At 70.2% G+C, this 18,761-nt stretch carries 15 protein-coding genes; 3 read left to right on the top strand and 12 right to left on the bottom strand.

The genetic code is table 11. From position 1 onward, the window contains the following. Nucleotides 1–268: 268 nt before the first annotated feature. On the bottom strand, nucleotides 269–2,035 hold the full coding sequence (gene arc / locus AC1Z4A_RS05205; protein ID WP_483676640.1) for a proteasome ATPase: 1,767 nt from the start codon (nucleotides 2,033–2,035) through the stop codon (nucleotides 269–271). 242 nt (nucleotides 2,036–2,277) lie between these two features. Between arc and AC1Z4A_RS05210 the strand changes: the two genes are divergently transcribed. After that, nucleotides 2,278–2,574 (top strand): ferredoxin, encoded by a 297-nt coding sequence (locus AC1Z4A_RS05210; protein WP_483676641.1) that lies wholly within the window; start codon nucleotides 2,278–2,280, stop codon nucleotides 2,572–2,574. Between the two features lie 69 nt (nucleotides 2,575–2,643). Here the strand turns inward: AC1Z4A_RS05210 and AC1Z4A_RS05215 are convergent, their stop codons facing one another. From AC1Z4A_RS05215 to AC1Z4A_RS05225, 3 genes are all read right to left on the bottom strand, one after another. Further along, nucleotides 2,644–3,207: a hypothetical protein gene (locus AC1Z4A_RS05215; protein WP_483676642.1), complete on the bottom strand. Its 564-nt coding sequence runs from the start codon at nucleotides 3,205–3,207 to the stop codon at nucleotides 2,644–2,646. A gap of 186 nt (nucleotides 3,208–3,393) precedes the next feature. After that, entirely contained in the window at nucleotides 3,394–4,281 is an 888-nt protein-coding gene (locus AC1Z4A_RS05220; RefSeq protein WP_483676643.1) for a tRNA (adenine-N1)-methyltransferase, read from the bottom strand. Between the two features lie 61 nt (nucleotides 4,282–4,342). Beyond that, nucleotides 4,343–5,581 (bottom strand): site-2 protease family protein, encoded by a 1,239-nt coding sequence (locus AC1Z4A_RS05225; RefSeq protein ID WP_483676644.1) that lies wholly within the window; start codon nucleotides 5,579–5,581, stop codon nucleotides 4,343–4,345. A 124-nt stretch (nucleotides 5,582–5,705) separates the two neighbouring features. Between AC1Z4A_RS05225 and AC1Z4A_RS05230 the strand changes: the two genes are divergently transcribed. Both AC1Z4A_RS05230 and AC1Z4A_RS05235 read left to right on the top strand, forming a co-directional pair. Beyond that, the gene (locus AC1Z4A_RS05230; RefSeq protein ID WP_483676645.1) at nucleotides 5,706–6,671 is read left to right on the top strand and encodes a RecB family exonuclease; all 966 of its coding nucleotides are present in this window, start codon (nucleotides 5,706–5,708) and stop codon (nucleotides 6,669–6,671) included. A 15-nt stretch (nucleotides 6,672–6,686) separates the two neighbouring features. Continuing rightward, nucleotides 6,687–7,358: a response regulator gene (locus AC1Z4A_RS05235; RefSeq protein WP_483676646.1), complete on the top strand. Its 672-nt coding sequence runs from the start codon at nucleotides 6,687–6,689 to the stop codon at nucleotides 7,356–7,358. A gap of 125 nt (nucleotides 7,359–7,483) precedes the next feature. Here the strand turns inward: AC1Z4A_RS05235 and AC1Z4A_RS05240 are convergent, their stop codons facing one another. From AC1Z4A_RS05240 to AC1Z4A_RS05275, 8 genes are all read right to left on the bottom strand, one after another. Next, nucleotides 7,484–9,076 (bottom strand): ABC transporter substrate-binding protein, encoded by a 1,593-nt coding sequence (locus AC1Z4A_RS05240; protein WP_483676647.1) that lies wholly within the window; start codon nucleotides 9,074–9,076, stop codon nucleotides 7,484–7,486. A 168-nt stretch (nucleotides 9,077–9,244) separates the two neighbouring features. Next, nucleotides 9,245–10,840, bottom strand: a complete 1,596-nt coding sequence (locus AC1Z4A_RS05245) for an ABC transporter substrate-binding protein (RefSeq protein WP_483676648.1) — start codon at nucleotides 10,838–10,840, stop codon at nucleotides 9,245–9,247. A gap of 498 nt (nucleotides 10,841–11,338) precedes the next feature. Next, the gene (locus AC1Z4A_RS05250; protein ID WP_483676649.1) at nucleotides 11,339–12,031 is read right to left on the bottom strand and encodes an HAD family hydrolase; all 693 of its coding nucleotides are present in this window, start codon (nucleotides 12,029–12,031) and stop codon (nucleotides 11,339–11,341) included. Between the two features lie 178 nt (nucleotides 12,032–12,209). After that, nucleotides 12,210–13,247 carry a PAC2 family protein gene (locus AC1Z4A_RS05255; protein WP_483676650.1) on the bottom strand — a complete coding sequence of 346 codons (1,038 nt, stop codon included), beginning with the start codon at nucleotides 13,245–13,247 and terminating at the stop codon, nucleotides 12,210–12,212. A 144-nt stretch (nucleotides 13,248–13,391) separates the two neighbouring features. Next, complete coding sequence (locus AC1Z4A_RS05260; RefSeq protein ID WP_483676651.1) at nucleotides 13,392–14,432, bottom strand: glycoside hydrolase family 18 protein; 1,041 nt, start codon at nucleotides 14,430–14,432, stop codon at nucleotides 13,392–13,394. A gap of 146 nt (nucleotides 14,433–14,578) precedes the next feature. After that, on the bottom strand, nucleotides 14,579–16,186 hold the full coding sequence (locus AC1Z4A_RS05265) for a glycerol-3-phosphate dehydrogenase/oxidase (RefSeq protein WP_483676652.1): 1,608 nt from the start codon (nucleotides 16,184–16,186) through the stop codon (nucleotides 14,579–14,581). A 2-nt stretch (nucleotides 16,187–16,188) separates the two neighbouring features. Continuing rightward, nucleotides 16,189–17,745: a glycerol kinase GlpK gene (glpK, locus tag AC1Z4A_RS05270; RefSeq protein WP_483676653.1), complete on the bottom strand. Its 1,557-nt coding sequence runs from the start codon at nucleotides 17,743–17,745 to the stop codon at nucleotides 16,189–16,191. A 56-nt stretch (nucleotides 17,746–17,801) separates the two neighbouring features. Then, a complete protein-coding gene (locus tag AC1Z4A_RS05275; RefSeq protein ID WP_483676654.1) occupies nucleotides 17,802–18,584 on the bottom strand; it encodes an MIP/aquaporin family protein in 783 nt (260 codons plus the stop codon). Nucleotides 18,585–18,761: the final 177 nt, after the last annotated feature.

The raw sequence follows: 18,761 nt of genomic DNA on the forward strand, positions 1-18,761 counted from the left end.
CCCCGGGTGGGGTCGCCACTCAAGTACCGCTGCGCATCCGGTCCGTGTACGGTCTCCGATCCCCCATTGCGCTTGGCGGCGGTACAGAGCCTAGAACGGCTTTGCGGTGCTGGGGAGATCATTACAGTCATTGCTCCGGTTCGTGCCGTGGGCGGAATACGTCGTCGTGCCGGTCGTACGAGTGGAGCAAAAGCACGTCCGGCTGCGGACGCCCTGGGACGCCCCCGTCAGTGGCGGGGGCAAGGACATCCGCAGCCGGACGGCGGTGTTACAGGTACTGGCCGGTATTGGCCACGGTGTCGATGGAGCGGCCGGTGTCCGCGCCCTGCTTTCCGGTGACGAGGGTGCGGATGAAGACGATCCGCTCGCCCTTCTTTCCGGAGATGCGGGCCCAGTCGTCCGGGTTGGTGGTGTTCGGCAGGTCCTCGTTCTCCTTGAACTCGTCCACGCAGGCAGCGAGCAGGTGGGAGACCCGGAGGCCCTTCTGGTTGTGGTCCAGGAATGCCTTGATCGCCATTTTCTTGGCCCGGTCCACAATGTTCTGGATCATGGCGCCGGAATTGAAGTCCTTGAAGTAGAGGACTTCCTTGTCGCCGTTGGCGTAGGTGACCTCGAGGAAGCGGTTCTCATCGGTTTCCGCGTACATCTGCTCGACGACCGACTGGATCATGGCCGCCACGGCCGCCCGCGCCGATCCGCCGTGCTCGGCGAGGTCGTCCGCGTGCAGCGGCAGGGTCTCGGTCAGGTACTTCGAGAAGATGTCCTTGGCGGCCTCTGCGTCCGGACGCTCGATCTTGATCTTCACATCGAGCCGGCCGGGGCGCAGGATCGCGGGGTCGATCATGTCCTCGCGGTTGGAGGCGCCGATGACGATCACGTTCTCCAGGCCCTCCACGCCGTCGATCTCGGAGAGCAGCTGGGGGACGATGGTGTTCTCCACGTCCGAGCTGACCCCGGAGCCGCGGGTGCGGAAGAGGGAGTCCATCTCGTCGAAGAAGACGATCACGGGCGTGCCTTCGCTGGCCTTCTCCCGGGCGCGCTGGAAGATCAGCCGGATGTGCCGCTCGGTCTCGCCGACGTACTTGTTGAGCAGCTCGGGGCCCTTGATGTTGAGGAAGAAGCTCTTCCCCGCGGGCTTGCCGGTGACCTCCGCGACCTTCTTGGCAAGGGAGTTGGCGACGGCCTTGGCGATGAGCGTCTTGCCGCAGCCGGGCGGGCCGTACAGCAGCACGCCCTTGGGCGGCCGCAGTTCGTGCTCCTTGAAGAGGTCGGGGTAGAGGTAGGGCAGCTCGACCGCGTCGCGGATCAGCTCGATCTGGTTTCCCAGGCCGCCGATCTTCGAGTAGTCGATGTCCGGGACCTCTTCGAGGACGAGTTCCTCGACCTCGCTCTTCGGGATGACCTCGTAGACGTAGCCGGAGCGGGCCTCGAGCAGGAGGGCGTCGCCGGGACGGATGGTGGTGTCCAGCAGCGGCTCGGCGAGCCTCACCACCCGCTCCTCGTCGGTGTGCCCGATGACCAGGGCGCGTTCGCCGTCCTCGAGGATCTCCTTGAGGGTGACGATCTCGCCGGCCCGCTCGTAGTGCATGGCCTGGACCACGTTGAGCGCCTCGTTGAGCATGACTTCCTGGCCGGGCCGGAGGTCGTCCAGCTCGACGCTCGGGCTCAGGTTCACCCGGAGCTTGCGGCCGCCGGTGAAGATGTCGGCGGTGCCGTCCTCGTTCGCCTGCAGGAAGACCCCGAAGCCGGCCGGCGGCTGGGCGAGCCGGTCGACTTCCTCCTTGAGGGCCACGATCTGGTCGCGTGCCTCACGGAGGGTGTTCGCGAGCCGTTCGTTCTGCGCGGAGACGCCGGCCAGGTTCGTCTGGAGTTCGACGATCCGCTCCTCGAGAATCCTCGTGTGACGCGGAGAGTCGGCGAGCTTGCGTCGCAGGACGGCGATCTCCTGCTCGAGATAGGCAACCTGGCCCGCGGGGTCTTCAGACCCTCGTCCCGGCCGGATGCCGCGGTTCATGTCGTCGTCGTGGGCTGCCACGGTCCTCACCTCCTCCAAGGGGAGCTGGACGCTTCCTGACCCTACCTGGGCCGGTGCAGGTTGAAACCCCTAGATCACAAACCCGGTCGGAGTGTGTCCGATCTTCACCCTTGCGCACGTCCTCACGTGAGGGGGATACCCACCCACCAACATCGGAAAGCGGGCGGTTGTATCGTCGACTCGGTCAACACCCGTCAGGGCTGGCTCCAATTGATTCACATACGCAGGGAACGGCAGGCGAGATGACCGTGCACGATGAAGGACTCGGCGACCTGGAAGTCTGGATCGACCAGGACCTGTGCACCGGCGACGGCATCTGTGCCCAGTACGCCCCCGAGGTCTTCGAGCTGGACGTCGACGGGCTCGCCTATGTGAAGAGCGCCGACGACGAACTGCTCCAGGACAAGGGTGCCACCACGCCCGTGCCGCTGCCGATGCTCAACGACGTCCGGGACTCCGCCAAGGAGTGCCCCGGCGAGTGCATCCACGTCCGCCGGGTCTCCGACAAGGTCGAGGTCTTCGGTCCCGACGCGGAATGACCGGCGCGGAGCGGACGGAACGAACGGACACCGGGGGTGCCGCCGTGCGGCGGCACCCCCGGTGTCCGTTCACACACTCCCCGCGACCGGCAGCGCGGTCAGCGCGAACTTCCCGTCCTTCCAGCGCCACTTGACCGCGCGCCGCAAGTCCGGGCAGCAGCGCGGCACACCGGGGGCGGAGTAGCCGAGGAGTGTGGCCGAAACGGTGCCTCCGGCGGCCGTGAGGCCGGTGACGCTCATCCTCTCCCGGGGGTCGACCAGGGTGGCCGTGATCCGGGGCGCGCCGCCCGGGGAGGCCGGGGGCGCGAGGACGTAGACGCCGCTGGGCGGGGTGCCGCCGCCCGAGGCGCAGCGCACCGCCACGGCCGTCTCGGGCCGTCCGTCGCCGTCGAGGTCGGCGGGGGCCTGCCGCAGGATCTCGGGGGCCGCGCCGCGGCAGTCGAGCGGGTAGTGCGCGGCGTGCGGATCGGGGGCCTGCGCGGCGGCGGGTGCCGTGGCGCCGGCGGTCGCGTCACCGGGGCCGGCGAGGGCCGCGCCCGTGACCACGGCGGCCAGTGCGGCGGCGGTGGCCAGCCAGTGGAGCGGGCGGGGGCGGGTGTGCGGGTGGGCGGGGGTACCGGCCGGTGGCTGCACGCGCGCTGACTCCTCCGGGGCTGCTGCGGGACGGGATCTTCCGCATCGTGCCACACGGGCCTGCGGCGGGGAACGGCGGCCCCGGCCCAGGGGATCACGTTCGGCGAGCAGCCCCAACATGCGGGCGCCGCCGCCGAGTTCCGCGGGTGCGGTGCTCGGCGGCGGCGCCTTCGTGTGCAGGGGGCGTCAGCCCTTGTTCGGGCCCTCGTAGTCCTCGCCGTAGGCGCCCTTGGCCGGACGGCGGCGGCGCATCGGGGGCTCGACGCCGTCCGCCAGGCGGCGGGCGGTGACGAGGAAGCCGGTGTGGCCGATCATGCGGTGGTCCGGGCGGACCGCCAGGCCCTCCACGTGCCAGTTGCGGATCATCGACTCCCAGGGCTGCGGCTCGGCGAAGCAGCCGATCTCGCGGATGGACTCCACGGTCCGCGCGAGCTGGGTGGTGGTCGCCACATAGCAGCAGAGGATGCCGCCGGGGACGAGCGCCTTGGAGACGGCCTCCAGGCACTCCCAGGGGGCGAGCATGTCGAGGATGACGCGGTCGACGTCCGTGTCGGACAGGTTGTCCTGGAGGTCGCCGACGGTGAGCTGCCAGGCGGGGTGGGGGCCGCCGAAGTAGCGCTCCACGTTGCCCTTGGCGATCTCGGCGAAGTCCTCGCGGCGCTCGTAGGAGTGCAGCATGCCCTGGTCGCCGATGGCGCGCAGCAGGAAGCTGCTGAGCGAGCCGGATCCCACTCCCGCCTCGACGACGCGCGCGCCGGGGAAGATGTCGGCGAAGGCCAGGATCTGCCCCGCGTCCTTGGGGTAGACCACGGCGGCACCGCGGGGCATGGACAGGACGTAGTCGGGGAGCAGGGGGCGCAGCGCGAGGTAGGCGACGTTTCCCGTGGTACGGACAACACTGCCCTCGGGAGCACCGATCAGCTCGTCGTGCGGGAAAGAACCCTTGTGGGTGTGGAAGTTCTTCCCGGCCTCGAGCGTGAAGGTGTAGTGGCGTCCCTTGGGGTCGGTGAGCTGGACCTGGTCCCCGACCTGGAAGGGCCCGCGACGGCGGGCGGCACCGGTCGGTTCGGACATGTGACCAGCCTACCGGGCCCGGAGAGGGCCCGGCACCACGGCCGGGTCCCGCCAGGGTGCCCTAGGAGGAGGGGCGTGCCATGGCCGCCACGAAGGCGCGCTCGACGTCGGCCGTGGACAGCACGCCGTAGACCTCGCCGGTCTCCTCGACGACCAGGTACTCGGTGGCCGGGGTGGCCCGCAGGACCTCCAGGAGGTCCTCGCCGGACAGCTCGGCGGAGACCCGCATGCCGTCGGTGATCTCCTGGGCGAGAGTGCCGGCCTCGACCCAGGGGCGGCGGTGCTCGGGGACGCCGACGATGGCGGCCTCCCGGACCAGGGCCGTGGGGGTGCCCTGTCCGTCGACGACGACCAGGGCGCGGGCGCCCGCCTCGTTGGCGCGGCGCAGGGCCTCGGAGAGGGGGGTGGCGGCCTGGACCGGCACGGCGCGCCGGGTGAGGTTGCGGGCGCGCAGGCCGGGCAGGTGCTCGCGGAGCCGGGCCATGCGCAGGCTGTTGCCGGCGCCGGTCCAGATGATCGCGGCGAGGATCGCGGCGAGCAGGGCGTCGGTGACGGAGTCGAGGCCGCCGAAGTCGCGGCCGTCGTTGCCGAAGCCGCCGTGGGTGAGCAGCGGGAGCCCGATGAGCACGCTGACGGCGAGGGCGCGGCCGACCCAGGCGGCCGCGACGGTGCCGGTCATGGGCTTGCCGCTGATCTTCCACACGACGGCGCGGAGCATCCGGCCGCCGTCCAGGGGCAGGCCGGGCAGCAGGTTGAAGGCGGCGACGAGCAGGTTGGAGATCATCAGCCCGGCGAGCAGGACGCCGGGGACGGTGCCGGGCTCGACGCCGAGCATCGCCAGGTAGAAGACGCCCGCGAGGACCAGGGAGAGCAGGGGGCCCACGAAGGCCAGGACGAATTCCCGGCCCGGGGTCTCGCTCTCCTTCTCGATCTCGGAGACGCCGCCGAAGAACTGGAGCTGGATGCGGCGCACGGGCAGCTTGAAGCGCAGGGCGGCGACCGTGTGGGCCAGCTCGTGGACCAGCACGGAGGCGTAGAAGGCCACGGCGAAGAAGAGGGCGACCAGGTAGCGGACGCGGCCCAGCTCGGGGAGCACGCGGTCGAGCTGGCCGCCGAAGACCCAGGTGATCAAGGCGGCGACGAGGAACCAGCTGGGGGCCACGTAGACGGGCACGCCGAAGGGCCTGCCCATGAGGATGCCGCCGCCGGTCTCCTGCGGCCGCTGCGGCCTGCGGTCCCCGGGCCCGGCCGGTCGGCCGGCGCCCCCCGCGCCGGAATCGCCCTGCCCGCTGTTGTCCACGGTGTCCCCTCGTCCCTCCGGCCCCGGCACCCGAATGGTGCGATGTCACGATCATGCAGTGCGAAGGGGTCTACCGTCGATGGTATGCGTCCGACTGTCAGTGACGGGCCGTAGGGTCTCTGTCATGGAGACCGCTTCCGAGAACGCCGCCGCGCCTGCCGCCGGCCGCGGCCGGGGCCCCGCCGGGGCCGCCCGGCCGGCCTCGCTGTCGCCGTCGCGCGCGGCCGATTTCATGCAGTGCCCGCTGCTCTACCGCTTCCGGGTGATCGACCGGCTGCCGGAGAAGCCGAGCGCGGCGGCCACCCGGGGCACGGTGGTGCACTCGGTGCTGGAGCGGCTCTTCGACGTCCCGGCGGCCGAGCGCACCCCGGCGCGGGCCCGGGCGCTGCTGCCGGGCGAGTGGGAGAAGCTGCTGGCGGCCCGGCCGGAGCTGGCGGAGCTGTTCCTGGGGGAGGGCGGCGCGCACGAGCCGGAGCAGCTGGCGAAGTGGCTGGGCGAGGCGGAGCGGCTGGTCGAGCGGTGGTTCACGCTCGAGGACCCGACGCGCCTGGAGCCCACCGAGCGGGAGCTGTTCGTGGAGACGGTGCTGCCGGACGCGGGGCCCTCGGGGCTGACGCTGCGGGGCATCGTCGACCGGGTGGACGTGACGCCCACGGGCGAGGTGCGCATCGTCGACTACAAGACCGGCAAGGCGCCCGCCCCGCAGTACCGGGACACCCCGCTGTTCCAGATGATGTTCTACGCCCTGGTGATCTGGCGGCTGCGCGGGCGGATCCCGCGCCGGCTGCAGCTGGTCTACCTGGGCAGCGGCGACGTGCTGACGTACGACCCGGTCGAGGCGGAGCTGCTGGCGGTGGAGCGCAAGCTGCGCGCCCTGTGGGACGCGATCTCGCTGGCCACCGAGACGGGCGACTGGCGGCCGCGGCCGACGAAGCTCTGCGGCTGGTGCGACCACCAGGCCGTCTGCCCGGAATTCGGCGGCACTCCCCCGCCGTATCCGCTGCCCCTGCCCGGGCTGCGCACCCAGGGCGCGACCGACGGTCCGGCTGCCCCGGCAGGGGAGGGTCAGGGCAGAATGGAGCAGGTCTAGCGAAGGAGTGTTCCTGTGGCGATCCGCGTCCTACTGGTCGACGACCAGCCGCTGCTGCGCACCGGCTTCCGCATGATCCTGGAGGCCGAGCCGGACCTGGCGGTCGTGGGAGAGGCCGGGGACGGGCTCCAGGCGCTCGACCAGGTGCGGGCGCTCCAGCCCGATGTGGTGCTGATGGACATCCGGATGCCCCGCATGGACGGTGTGGAGGCGACCCGCCAGATCACCGGCCCGGAGCGGAACGGCCCGGCGAAGGTGCTGGTGCTGACCACCTTCGACCTCGACGAGTACGTGGTGGAGGCGCTGCGCGCGGGGGCCAGCGGCTTCCTGCTGAAGGACGCGCCCGCCAATGAGCTGGTCCAGGCGATCCGGGTGGTGGCGGGCGGCGAGGCGATGCTGGCGCCGAGCATCACCCGGCGGCTGCTGGACAAGTACGCCGGGCACCTGCCGTCGGGCGAGGAGCCGCTGCCGGACACCCTCCACACGCTGACGGAGCGCGAGGTCGAGGTGCTGAAGCTGGTCGCCCGCGGCCTGTCGAACGCGGAGATCGCGGCGGATCTGTTCGTCAGCGAGACCACGGTGAAGACCCATGTGGGGCATGTGCTGACGAAGCTGGGCCTGCGGGACCGGGTGCAGGCCGCCGTCTACGCCTACGAGAGCGGACTGGTGCGCCCCGGCGCGCAGTAGCAGCGGCACCGGGGCGCGTCCCCGGGCGAATGATTCGGGCCCCCGTCGACGACGGGGGCCCGAATCGTTTCCCTGCTTGTTCCGGTCTGTTCCGGACAGTTGCGGACTGTCCGGACCGTTCCGGACTATTCCTTTGCGGCCTTGCTGATCTCCCAGAACCGGAAGACGGTCGAGGCGTCGAGGGTCCACTGGAGGCCAGAGACGCGCTCGTTGGCCACCGCGTACTGCTTGCCCTGCCACAGCGGCAGCACCGGCACGTCCTGGGCGACGGCATTCTGCAGCTTGGCGAAGGCGTCGACGGTGGCGGTGCGGGTGCCCTGCGCGGCGGTGGCCGGCAGGATGCTCGCTATCTCCTTGGACTGGTAGTTGTTGTCCAGGACGTTGTCCTCACCGAAGAACGGCGCGGTGAAGTTGTCGGGGTCCGGGTAGTCGGGCACCCAGCCCTTGACGTAGACCTGGTACTTGCCGGCCTCCACGCCCTTCTCGTACTCCTCGATCGGGGCGCTCTGCACGTCCGCCTCGAAAAGGCCGCTGGCGTTGAGCTGGTCGGCGATCTCCTTGAACTCCGGCACGGTGCCCGGGCCGTAACGGACCGGGGTGGCCCAAAGAGTGAGCTTGACCTTGCCGTTGACGCCCGCGGAACTCAGGGCCGCCTTGGCCTTGTCGAGCTGCGGCCGGTCGCCGTAGGTGTCGAAGAACGGCGTCCGGTGCGCGGTGATGCCGCTGGGGACGACCGAGTAGAGCGGCTCGGCGGTGCGCTTGTAGACGTCGCGGACCAGGGCGCCGCGGTCGACGAGGTACGCGATGGCCTTGCGCACGCCGGCCTTGCCGACCACCGGGTCCTTCATGTTGAAGACCAGGTGCTGGACCTCGGCGCTGGTGCCCTCGACGACCTTGAGGCCGTTCTTGCCGCCGGCGCCGGCCTCCAGGTCGGCGAGGTCCTTGATGGCGAGGCCTCGGTAGGCGAGGTCGACGTCGCCCTTGACCACGGCGTCCTTCAGACCGGCCTGGTCATCGTGGAAGAACTTCATGGTCATGCCCTTGTTCTGCACGGTGGCAGGGCCCTTGTAGGAGCCGTTGACCTTGAAGACGGCCTTCGACTTGTCGAAGGAGTCCAGCTTGTAGACGCCCGAGCCGACAGCCTTGCCGTCGGTGCGGAGCTTGTCCATCGAGTATTCCGTGTGGTCCACGATGGAGCCGGCACCCGACGCGATCTTCTGCGGGAAGGTCGCGTCGGGGCGGTTGAGATGGAAGACGACGGTGGACTTGTCCGGCGTCTTGATGTCCTGGATCGAGGACAGCATGGCAGCCGCCGGACCGTCCTTGTCCTTGATCTTCAGCGTGCGGCGGAAGGAGAACGCGACGTCCTCGGAGGTGAGGTCGTGACCGTTGCTGAACTTCAGCCCGTCCTGCAGCGTGCACTCGAAGACGGTGCTGTTCTCGTCCTTGAACTTGCAGCTCTTCGCGGCCTCCGGCTGGGGAGTGGTGCTCCCCTTGGGGAAGCTCAGCAGCGACTGGAAGACGTTGTTGAAGAGTATCCAGGAGCCCGGGTCGTAACCCGCGGCCGGATCGGTGGAGCGCACCTCGTCCGACATCCCCATGACCACCGACTCCCCGGTGCCGGCCGCCGTGCTCTCGTCCGATCCGCACCCGCTGAGCAGGGCGGCGGCAAGCCCCGCGCCGAGCGGGGCGGCGAGCCACTGGTCACGTTTCCTCACGTGCACTTTCCTCACAGTTCTTTGATCGCGGAAGAGACCTTGTCGCCTTGAACAAGCGTTCCGTGGAGCTGGTGAATCCGGTGAAGCTGGTCATGCAGGGTGGAACAGGTGGAGCCGATGATAGGGAGCTGGAGGGTCACCTCCGGCCGGGCAGGGTGCCGCCGGAGGTCACGCGCCCCGGCCGAGCTCCCACGGCTGGAGTTCGGAGGCGGAGTTGAGGGCCCACTCCGCACCGGTGACCTTGTCGCGCACGGCGATGTACTGCTTGCCCTGCCACAGCGGCAGCACCGGCACCTCGTCCGCGATGATCTCCTCGGCCTGCTGGAAGAACTTGCCGGCCGCGTCGCGCTGGCTCACTTCCCGGGACTGCGGGACCAGCTCGTTGCTGATCTTCGGGTTCCGGTAGGGCGAGCGGAGGAAGTTGTCCTTGCCGATGAACGGGGCGACGAAGTTGTCGGGGTCCGGGAAGTCGGGGAACCAGCCCATGCCGTAGACGGCGTACTTGCCCTTGGCCGCCTCGGGGCGGAAGTCCGCCCACTTCACGCCCTGGATCTTGACGTCGAAGAGGCCGCTGTCGGTGAGCTGCTTCTGCAGGGTCTTGAACGCCTTCTCCGTGCCCTCGCCGTAGTGGTCCGAGGTGTACGTGAGGGTGACCGGCACCGGCCCGGTGACGTTGGCGGCCTTCAGGATGGAGCGGGCCTTGTCGACGCTGGGCTCGCCGTACCGGTTGGAGAACGAGTTCTGGTGGCCGGTGATGCCGGTGGGCACCAGGGAGTACAGCGGGTCGATCGTGCGCTCGTAGCCGTCCCGCACCAGCGCCGAGCGGTCGACGACCTGGGCCATGGCCTGGCGCACGGCCTTGGACTTCACCGTCGAGTCCTCGGTGTTGAAGGCGAGGTAGCTGATCTCCTGCCCGGGCGACTCCAGCAGGCGGATGCCGTCGGACGCGCCCCGCAGGCGGCCGATCTGCTCGGGCAGCAGCGCGCGGTTCATGATGTCGATGTCGCCCGACTTGAGCGCCTTCTCCATCGACTTGGAGTCGTCGTAGAAGCGCATCTCGACCTTGTCGTTCTGCAGCTTCGCCGAGCCGTTGTAGTTGGCGTTCTTGGTGAACGTGGCCTTGACGACCCGGTCGTCCTTCACCTCGGTCTTGACGGTGTACGGGCCGGAGCCGGCGACCTTGAAGCCGTTGTCGAGCTTGTCCTTCTCGTAGGACTCGCTGTCGACGATGGCGGCGGCCGGGGTGGCGATCTTCTGCGGGAAGGTCGCGTCGGGCGACTTGAGGTGGAAGACGACCTCGAGTTCGCCCGGCGTCTCCACCTGGTCGATGTTGCTGAGGAGCGAGACGGGGCCGTTCTCGAAGTTGATGGCCCGGGACCGTTCGATGGAGAACTTGACGTCCTCGGCGGTCAGCGCGTGGCCGTTGGAGAACTTCAGGCCGCTGCGCAGGGTGCAGCGGAACTGCTCGTTCTTGCGGTCCCCCCAGGAGCACTTCTCCGCGGCGTCGCCGACGGGCTCGGTGCCGGAGCGCGGCAGCCGCAGCAGCGTCTGGAAGGTGCTGTGGAGCACGTTCCAGGCACCGATGTCGTACGCGGCCGCCGGGTCGAGCGGCGCGGGCGCGTCGGTGGTCTCCTCGAGTCTGTCGGTGGTTCCGATGACGATGGCCTTGTCCTTGCCCGCTCCGCCGACGCTCCCGCCACAGGCGACGAGCACGGGCGCCAGCAGGCCTGCCACGATCGGCAGGACCAACGTCTTGCGGTTCATTGTCTGGGGTTCTCCCTGTGGTGCGTTCGGTGCCCGGACCTTACCGATACCGGGTGGGCGGGTCATACGGGCAGCCGTGAAGTTCTCGCGAAGAGATTAGTGCGCGTGGCCACTGCCGCCGGAACACGGCGAAGTTGATGCGATATCACGCCGCGATAACAGCCGGGAGATGTTCGATATCCGGACGCCGGAACGATTCAGACACGGAATGATCAAACGGGACACAAGGGTGCGCTTCAACCCCGATGACCGCCCGTCAACGGGCATACATGCCGGAGTACGGGCCGGGATGCCGGTGACGAACGTCACTCATGGAATCGCGCCGCCGGGCATGGAAATTCAGCCACAACATTCGTCACGGAAAATGCCCGGCCAAACGCCGAGAGTTCCGTGCTCATTCCGCCTGGCACGCTCAGTGCACACACGGTGCATTCCCGTGATCGGGCGCCGGAGATCAACAGGCGCCCGTCCGAAGATCGGCTGGAGATCAGCTGAAGATCAGTTGGAGATCAGACCGCGGAGAAAAGAGAGATCGACTTCCTCGAGCGAGCCGACGACCGTACGGCCCGCCGCGGGCGGTATGGGAGCCACCGACGGCACCGCCACCACCCGGCAGCCGGCCGCCTCCGCGGCCGTCACCCCGGTCAGGGTGTCCTCCACCACCGCGCACCGCGCCGGGTCCGCCCCGAGCCGGGCCGCGGCCAGCAGATAGGGGTCCGGGTGCGGCTTCGTGCGGCTCAGCTCGTCGCCCGCGACGGTCAGCGTGAAGTGCTCGGGGCCCAGGCTGTGCAGCACCCGGTCGATGATCTCCCGGTGCGAGGCCGAGACCAGGGCCGTGGGCACCGAGTGGGCGGCCAGCTCGGCCAGCAGCCGCCGGGCGCCCGGCATCAGCGGGACGCCCAGCCCGATCATCTCGGAGAAGCGGACGTTCAGGAGCGCGCTCAGCTCGGCCACCGCGATCTTCGCCCCGGTCGCCTTGATGAGGAAGGAGGCACTGCGCGTCATCGGCCCGCCGACGACGACCTCGCGCCACTCCTCCAGCAGCTGGTGTCCCAGCTCGGCGAAGACGGCGACCTCCACCTCCCACCAGAAGCCCTCGGTGTCGACGAGAGTGCCGTCCATGTCGAGCAGGACGGCCTCCAGGGCCGGGGCCGCCGAACGGGTGTCGACAGCGGGGATACTGCTGGTCATCCGCGCACCTCCTGGGGGGACGAGAAGGCCGGTCCGCCACATTTCCCCCGGTGGCGGACCGGCCTTCACCGGGCCGACAAGTGTACGACCGGCCATTACGGCGTGTCTCGTCAATAAACCCGCGAAAATCCGCTGCCGGCCCGCCTCGCCAGGAGCGTCCGGCCCCGGAGTACCCCGGCTAGGCGCCGCTCTGCGGACCGTCCGGGCCGTCCTCCGGCGCTCCCGGGGCGTCCCCGGCCTCCTCGTCCTTGGCCGGCGGCCGCGGCGGCCGCGTGCGCCCGCTGGCGGTGTCCCGCAGGTACGAGGCGTCCCGGCCGCCCTCGGCCAGGCCCGGCTCGGCCGCCAGGCCGCCCGGCTGGCCCGGCTGGCCGTCGCGGCGGCGCAGATAGCGCTCGAACTCCCGGGCGATGGCCTCACCGGAGGCCTCCGGCAGATCCGCGGTGTCCCGCGCCTCCTCCAGCGACTGGACGTACTCCGCGACCTCGCTGTCCTCGGCCGCCAGCTGGTCCACGCCCAGCTGCCAGGCCCGGGCGTCCTCCGGCAGCTCGCCCTGCGGGATACGCAGGTCGATCAGGTCCTCCAGGCGGTTGAGCAGCGCCAGCGTGGCCTTCGGGTTCGGCGGCTGGGAGACGTAGTGCGGCACGGCGGCCCACAGGCTCACCGCCGGGACGCCCGCGTGGGTGCACGCCTCCTGCAGGATGCCGACGATGCCGGTCGGGCCCTCGTAGCGGGACTCCTCCAGATCCAGGGTGCGCGCCAGGTCGGGGTCGGAGGTGACGCCGCTGACCGGGACGGGCCGGGTGTGCGGGGTGTCGCCGAGCAGCGAGCCCAGGATCACCACCATCTCCACGCCCAGCTCGTGGGCGAAGCCCAGGATCTCGTTGCAGAACGAACGCCAGCGCATGCTCGGCTCGATGCCCCGCACCAGGACGAGGTCACGCGTCGCGCCCTCGCCGGAAGCGCCGGTCCGCACCACGGACAGCCGGGTGGTCGGCCAGGTGATCTTGCGAACGCCGCCGTCCAGCCAGATCGTGGGCCGGTTGACCTGGAAGTCGTAGTAGTCCTCGGCGTCCAGCGCCGCGAAGACCTCGCCCTTCCACTCCCGGTCCAGATGCGCGACCGCGCTGGAGGCGGCGTCACCGGCGTCGTTCCAGCCCTCGAAGGCACAGATCATGACCGGGTCGATCAGCTCGGGAACCCCCTCAAGCTCGATCACCCAGCGCCTCCTTCCGACCGGGGCGCACGGTTTCCTCCCGTGCGTCCGCCGGCTGCCGTTCCGTGCAGTTGCGGTAGTCCTTCGTGTGCCCCAAGCCTACGACTTCGACGACCCCCGTTCGCAGCCCCTGAGGGGGAGGCACTTTCAGCCACGCATGCCCCATCCGGCGCGATAGGCACGCCAGTCGGCGTCGGTGGCGGCGAAGTCCACGTACAGCCCCAGTCCGAAGCCCTGCCGGTGCCGGTCCTCGCGGGTCAGGCCCAGCCGGCTGCCGCGCACGGCGGCCGCGGCGGTCTCGGCCCGGCTCTGGTGGCCCAGATTGTCCGTGTGGTAGAAGGGCACGCCCATCAGCAGATCCGTTTTTTCGGGCGTCACCTGCAGGGCGAGCACGGTCTGCCGGGCCACGTAGCCGCCGTAGAGGTTCTCCCACGGCAGCGCGGTGTCGTACGACATGACGGCGATCTGGTCCGTGCGGCGGGCGACCTTGCCGAAGTAGCTCTGCGTCCACCACTTCGGGCTGCCCAGCGCGCCCGCGGCGGAGTGCATCGAGGGCAGCGGGTCGATCTGCTGCGCGGCGACGGACAGCAGCCCGCCCTCCGAACGCACCGCCGGATGCAGGGAGTCCAGCAGCGCGAGGAAGTCCTCGTCGCCGCTGCGCACCGGCTCGACGTCCAGGTGCACCCCCTCGAAGCCGGCCCGCAGCACCTGGCGGGCACTGGCCACCACGGCGTCGCGGGCGGCGGGCGAGCCCAGCCACAGCCCGCCCTGCTCGCCGCGGCGGACCAGCTTGTCGCCCAGCCACGCCTGCACCCGCACCCCGGGCAGCTCCCGGTGGACGGAGTCCAGCAGCCACTTCGCGTTCCGGTACGCCGAGGCGGGCAGGGTGCCGTCGTGCTCCAGCGGCCCGGCGTGCACATACAGGTCGCGGATGCCGGTGCCCTCGATGTGCTTGCGGAGCCGGGCCAGCTCCGCCGGGCCGTGCCGGCCGTCCACCCAGGCGTGCCCCAGCCAGATCGCGTCCCGGCCGCGAGTCACGGCGTCGGGTGCGGGCGCCCCCGCGTAGGAGGCGCGCAGCGCGCTGCCCGCCGTCACCACGGGGACCAGGACCAGCAGGGCCAGGCCGAGCGCGATGCGGAGCAGCAGGCGTTTGCCGGGCGGCCGCAGGCGCATTTTTGGCCGGTTCATGTCGTCGTCCCCCTCTTTCTCTTTCGAGGGACGTGTTCGAGCACGGCTTGGTTGCCCCCTGCCCACGCCCCGGGGCACGTCACGCGGAGGGGAGGGACACCGGGCGGTGTCCCTCCCCTCCGCGTGACGCGTCAGCGCATGACGGGTCAGTGCTTGTCGTTCAGCATCTCCTTGACCCGGGTCCGGACGTTCTCGTCGTCCAGGCCGCGGATCGTCAGGGTGGTGCGGCGGCGCAGCACGTCGTCGACCGTCTCGGCCCACTCGTGGTCGCGGGCGTAGGCGACCTGGGCCCAGATCTCCGGGCCGTCGGGGTGGATCCGCTCGCCCAGCTCGGGGTTCTCGTTGACCATGCGGGCGATGTCGAAGGACAGCGAGCCGTAGTGGGTGGCGAGGTGACGGGCGGTCAGCGGGTCCATGCGGCTGCCCGGCTCGCGGTCCACGAGCAGGCGGTGGGCGACCGCGTTGGGGTTGGCGACGCCCGGCAGCGGGGTGCGGCGGACCAGGTTGGAGACGGGCTCCATGTCCTCGGTCAGCGGGCTGCCCGGCACCTTGGCGAGCTTCTTCATGACCGTGCGGCCGATGTGGCGGTAGGTGGTCCACTTGCCGCCGGCGACCGACAGCATGCCGCCCCGGCCCTCGGAGACGACCGTCTCGCGCTTGGCCTGGGCCACGTCGCCCGGGCCACCGGGCAGCACGCGCAGGCCGGCGAAGGCGTACGTCATCAGGGAGCGGTCGAGGTCCGCGTCCTGGATGGAGAAGGCGGCCTCGTCCAGGATCTGCTGGATGTCGGACTCGGTGGCCTGCACGTCCGCCGGGTCGCCCTCGTACTGGGTGTCGGTGGTGCCGAGGAGGAGCTGGTCCTCCCAGGGCAGGGCGAAGGTGATGCGGTACTTGTCGATCGGGGTGGCCATGGCGGCCTTCCAGGGCGACTTGCGCTTCATCACGATGTGCGCGCCCTTGGAGAGGCGGATGGACGGGGCCGCGCCCTTGTCCTCCATCCTGCGCAGGTGGTCGACCCAGGGGCCGGTGGCGTTGAGCACGACGCGGGCGTCGATGCCGAACTCGGCGCCGTCGATGCGGTCCTTGAGCTCGGCACCGGTCACCTTGCCGTGCGTGAAGCGCAGGCCGGTCACCTCGGCGTGGTTGAGGACCACGGCACCGGACTCGACGGCCGCGCGGACGGTCATGACGGCCACCCGCGAGTCGTTCATCTGGTGGTCGTAGTAGACCGCGACGGCCTTGAGGTTGTCCGTGCGCAGACCGGGGTTGTCGGCCTGGGCGCGGGCCGGGGTGATGACCTTGCCCACGCCGTCGCCGAAGGCGGACAGCGCGGAGTAGGCGAAGACACCGGCGCCGAGCTTGGCCGCGCCCACCGGCCCGCCCTTGTAGACGGGCAGGTAGAAGGTGAGGGGGTTGACCAGGTGCGGGGCCACGTCCTTGGCCAGCACCCGGCGCTCGTAGTGGTTCTCCGCAACCAGCTTGACCGCGCCGGTCTGCAGGTAGCGCAGACCGCCGTGGACGAGCTTGGAGGAGGCGGAGGAGGTGGCGCCGGCGAAGTCGCCGGCGTCCACCATGGCGACCCGCAGTCCGGCCTGCGCGGCGTGCCAGGCGACCGATGTGCCCAGGATGCCGCCGCCGATGACCAGAAGGTCGTACGTGGCGTTGGACAGTCTCTCCCGGGCCTCGGCACGGCCCGGGTTGGCACCGGCAGCCGGGTGCGTTCCCAGGGTCGGAACGCTCTGCGGGGTTGTCATGATTACTCCTCGTCCTCGATCCAGCCCATGGTCCGCTCGACGGCCTTGAGCCAGCTCTTGTACTCACGGTCACGCGTGTCCGCGTCCATGCGCGGCGTCCACTCGGCGGCGCGGCGCCAGTTGGCGCGCAGCGCGTCGGTGTCCGGCCAGAAGCCGACGGCCAGGCCGGCGGCGTAGGCGGCGCCGAGGCAGGTGGTCTCGGCGACCATCGGGCGCACCACGGGGGCGTCCAGGAAGTCCGAGAGGGTCTGCATCAGCAAGTTGTTGGAGGTCATGCCGCCGTCGACCTTGAGCGCGGTCAGCTCGACGCCGGAGTCCTTGGTCATGGCGTCGGTGATCTCGCGGGTCTGCCAGGCGGTGGCCTCGAGCACGGCGCGGGCGATGTGCGCCTTGGTGACGTAGCGGGTCAGGCCCGCGATGACACCGCGCGCGTCGGAGCGCCAGTAGGGGGCGAACAGGCCGGAGAAGGCCGGCACGAAGTAGGCGCCGCCGTTGTCCTCGACGGAGCTGGCGAGCGTCTCGATCTCGGCCGCGCTCTTGATGAGGCCCATCTGGTCGCGCATCCACTGCACGAGGGAGCCGGTGACGGCGATGGAGCCCTCGAGGGCGTAGACCGGCTTCTGGTCGCCGATGCGGTAACCGACGGTGGTCAGCAGGCCGTTGTAGGACTGGACGGGCTCGTCACCGGTGTTCATCAGCATGAAGGTGCCGGTGCCGTAGGTGGACTTGGCCTCGCCCTTGTCGTAGCAGGTCTGGCCGAAGAGCGCGGCCTGCTGGTCGCCGAGCGCGGAGGCGACGGGGACGCCGGCCAGGGCGCCGCCCTTGGCGGTGCCGTAGACCTCGGCGGAGGAGCGGATCTCCGGCAGCACGGCGGCCGGGATCTCCATGGAGGAGAGGATGCGCTCGTCCCACTCCAGGGTGCGGAGGTTCATCAGCAGGGTGCGGGAGGCGTTGGTGACGTCCGTGACGTGGACACCGCCGTCAACACCACCGGTGAGGTTCCAGATGACCCAGGAGTCCATGGTGCCGAAGAGGATCTCGCCGCGCTCGGCGCGCTCACGCAGGCCCTCGACGTTGTCCAGCAGCCAGCGGACCTTGGGGCCGGAGAAGTAGGAGGCCAGCGGGAGGCCGGTCTCGCGGCGGAAGCGGTCCTGGCCGACGTTGCGGCCCAGCTCCTTGCAGAGGGCGTCGGTGCGGGTGTCCTGCCAGACGATGGCGTTGTAGACCGGCTCGCCGGTGTTCTTGTCCCACAGCAGCGTGGTCTCACGCTGGTTGGTGATGCCGATCGCCTTCACGTCGGCGGCGGTGATGCCCGCCTTCTCGACGGCGCCCGCGACGACTTCCTGGACGTTGGTCCAGATCTCCTTGGCGTCGTGCTCGACCCAGCCCGGCTTGGGGAAGATCTGCTCGTGCTCCTTCTGGTCGACGGAGACGATGCGCCCGTCGCGGTCGAAGACGATGCAGCGGGAGGAGGTGGTGCCCTGGTCGATCGCCGCAATGAACGGCCCATGGCCGTGGGAGGAAGTGCCCTGGGCGTGGGTGCCGGTGGTCTCGGTCATGGTGTGTGTGCTCCTGGGGGTCTGAAGGTCTCGGTCTCGGTCTCGGCTGTTGCTGCTCAGAATGCGAGCTTGTGGATGCCTGCGGCCAGAGCGGCGCCGATGAGCGGGCCGACGACCGGCACCCAGGCGTAGCTCCAGTCGGAGCCGCCCTTGTTGGGGAGCGGCAGCAGCGCGTGCACGATGCGCGGGCCGAGGTCGCGGGCCGGGTTGATGGCGTAGCCGGTGGGGCCGCCGAGCGAGAGGCCGATGCCGACGACGACGAGAGCGACCATCAGGGTGCCCGTGCCGCTGACGGCCAGGCCCTTGGTCAGACCCATGGTGAGGATGAACAGGACCAGAGCGGCGGTGGCGATGATCTCGGTGACGAGGTTCTGCACCACGTTGCGGATCTCGGGACCGGTGGAGAAGACGCCCAGCACCGGGCCGGCCTGCGGCTCGGCGGTCTGGTCGACCATGCCCTCGTGGGGGTTGGGGGTGGAGATGATCTCCGGGTCGGTCAGGTGGGCCTGGAACTGCCCGTAGTAGGTGAGCCAGACCAGCGTCGCGCCGATCATCGCGCCGAGCAGCTGGGAGCCGATGTAGAGCGGTACGTCGCTCCACTCCACCGCGCCGTCGATGGCGAGGCCGAGGGTGACGGCGGGATTGAGGTGCGCACCGGACTTGGCACCGATGTAGGCGCCGGCCAGTACGGCGAAGCCCCAGCCGAATGTGATGGCGAGCCAGCCCGCGTTCTGCGCCTTGGAGCGCTTCAGCGTGACGGCGGCGCACACGCCGCCGCCGAGCAGGATCAAAACTGCGGTACCGATGGTCTCACCGGTGAAGATGTCGGAGCTGGACACCCGCGACTCCTTTGTCCTTCGTCCAGGGGAAGGCGAACCGCGGGTCTCCGGCGGTCCGCGCCCTCCGTGAGGGCGGTGATCGGTCCCGTGGCACTGCACACCATAGCGAATATTGTCGTCAGGTGTTCGACAATGCCGACCGATGCACGGCAGCTTCCTGCACGGTTAAGGGCGCGT

This window comes from Streptomyces sp. 17_S59 (genome assembly GCF_056930295.1).

Bases quoted from the DNA above. Each gene is read 5' to 3' on its own strand.
- AC1Z4A_RS05210 (WP_483676641.1), top strand. From the start codon at position 2,278: ATGACCGTGCACGATGAAGGACTCGGCGACCTGGAAGTCTGGATCGAC.
- AC1Z4A_RS05220 (WP_483676643.1), bottom strand. From the start codon at position 4,281: ATGTCCGAACCGACCGGTGCCGCCCGCCGTCGCGGGCCCTTCCAGGTC.
- AC1Z4A_RS05230 (WP_483676645.1), top strand. From the start codon at position 5,706: ATGGAGACCGCTTCCGAGAACGCCGCCGCGCCTGCCGCCGGCCGCGGC.
- AC1Z4A_RS05245 (WP_483676648.1), bottom strand. From the start codon at position 10,840: ATGAACCGCAAGACGTTGGTCCTGCCGATCGTGGCAGGCCTGCTGGCG.
- AC1Z4A_RS05250 (WP_483676649.1), bottom strand. From the start codon at position 12,031: ATGACCAGCAGTATCCCCGCTGTCGACACCCGTTCGGCGGCCCCGGCC.
- AC1Z4A_RS05260 (WP_483676651.1), bottom strand. From the start codon at position 14,432: ATGAACCGGCCAAAAATGCGCCTGCGGCCGCCCGGCAAACGCCTGCTG.
- AC1Z4A_RS05265 (WP_483676652.1), bottom strand. From the start codon at position 16,186: ATGACAACCCCGCAGAGCGTTCCGACCCTGGGAACGCACCCGGCTGCC.
- glpK (WP_483676653.1), bottom strand. From the start codon at position 17,745: ATGACCGAGACCACCGGCACCCACGCCCAGGGCACTTCCTCCCACGGC.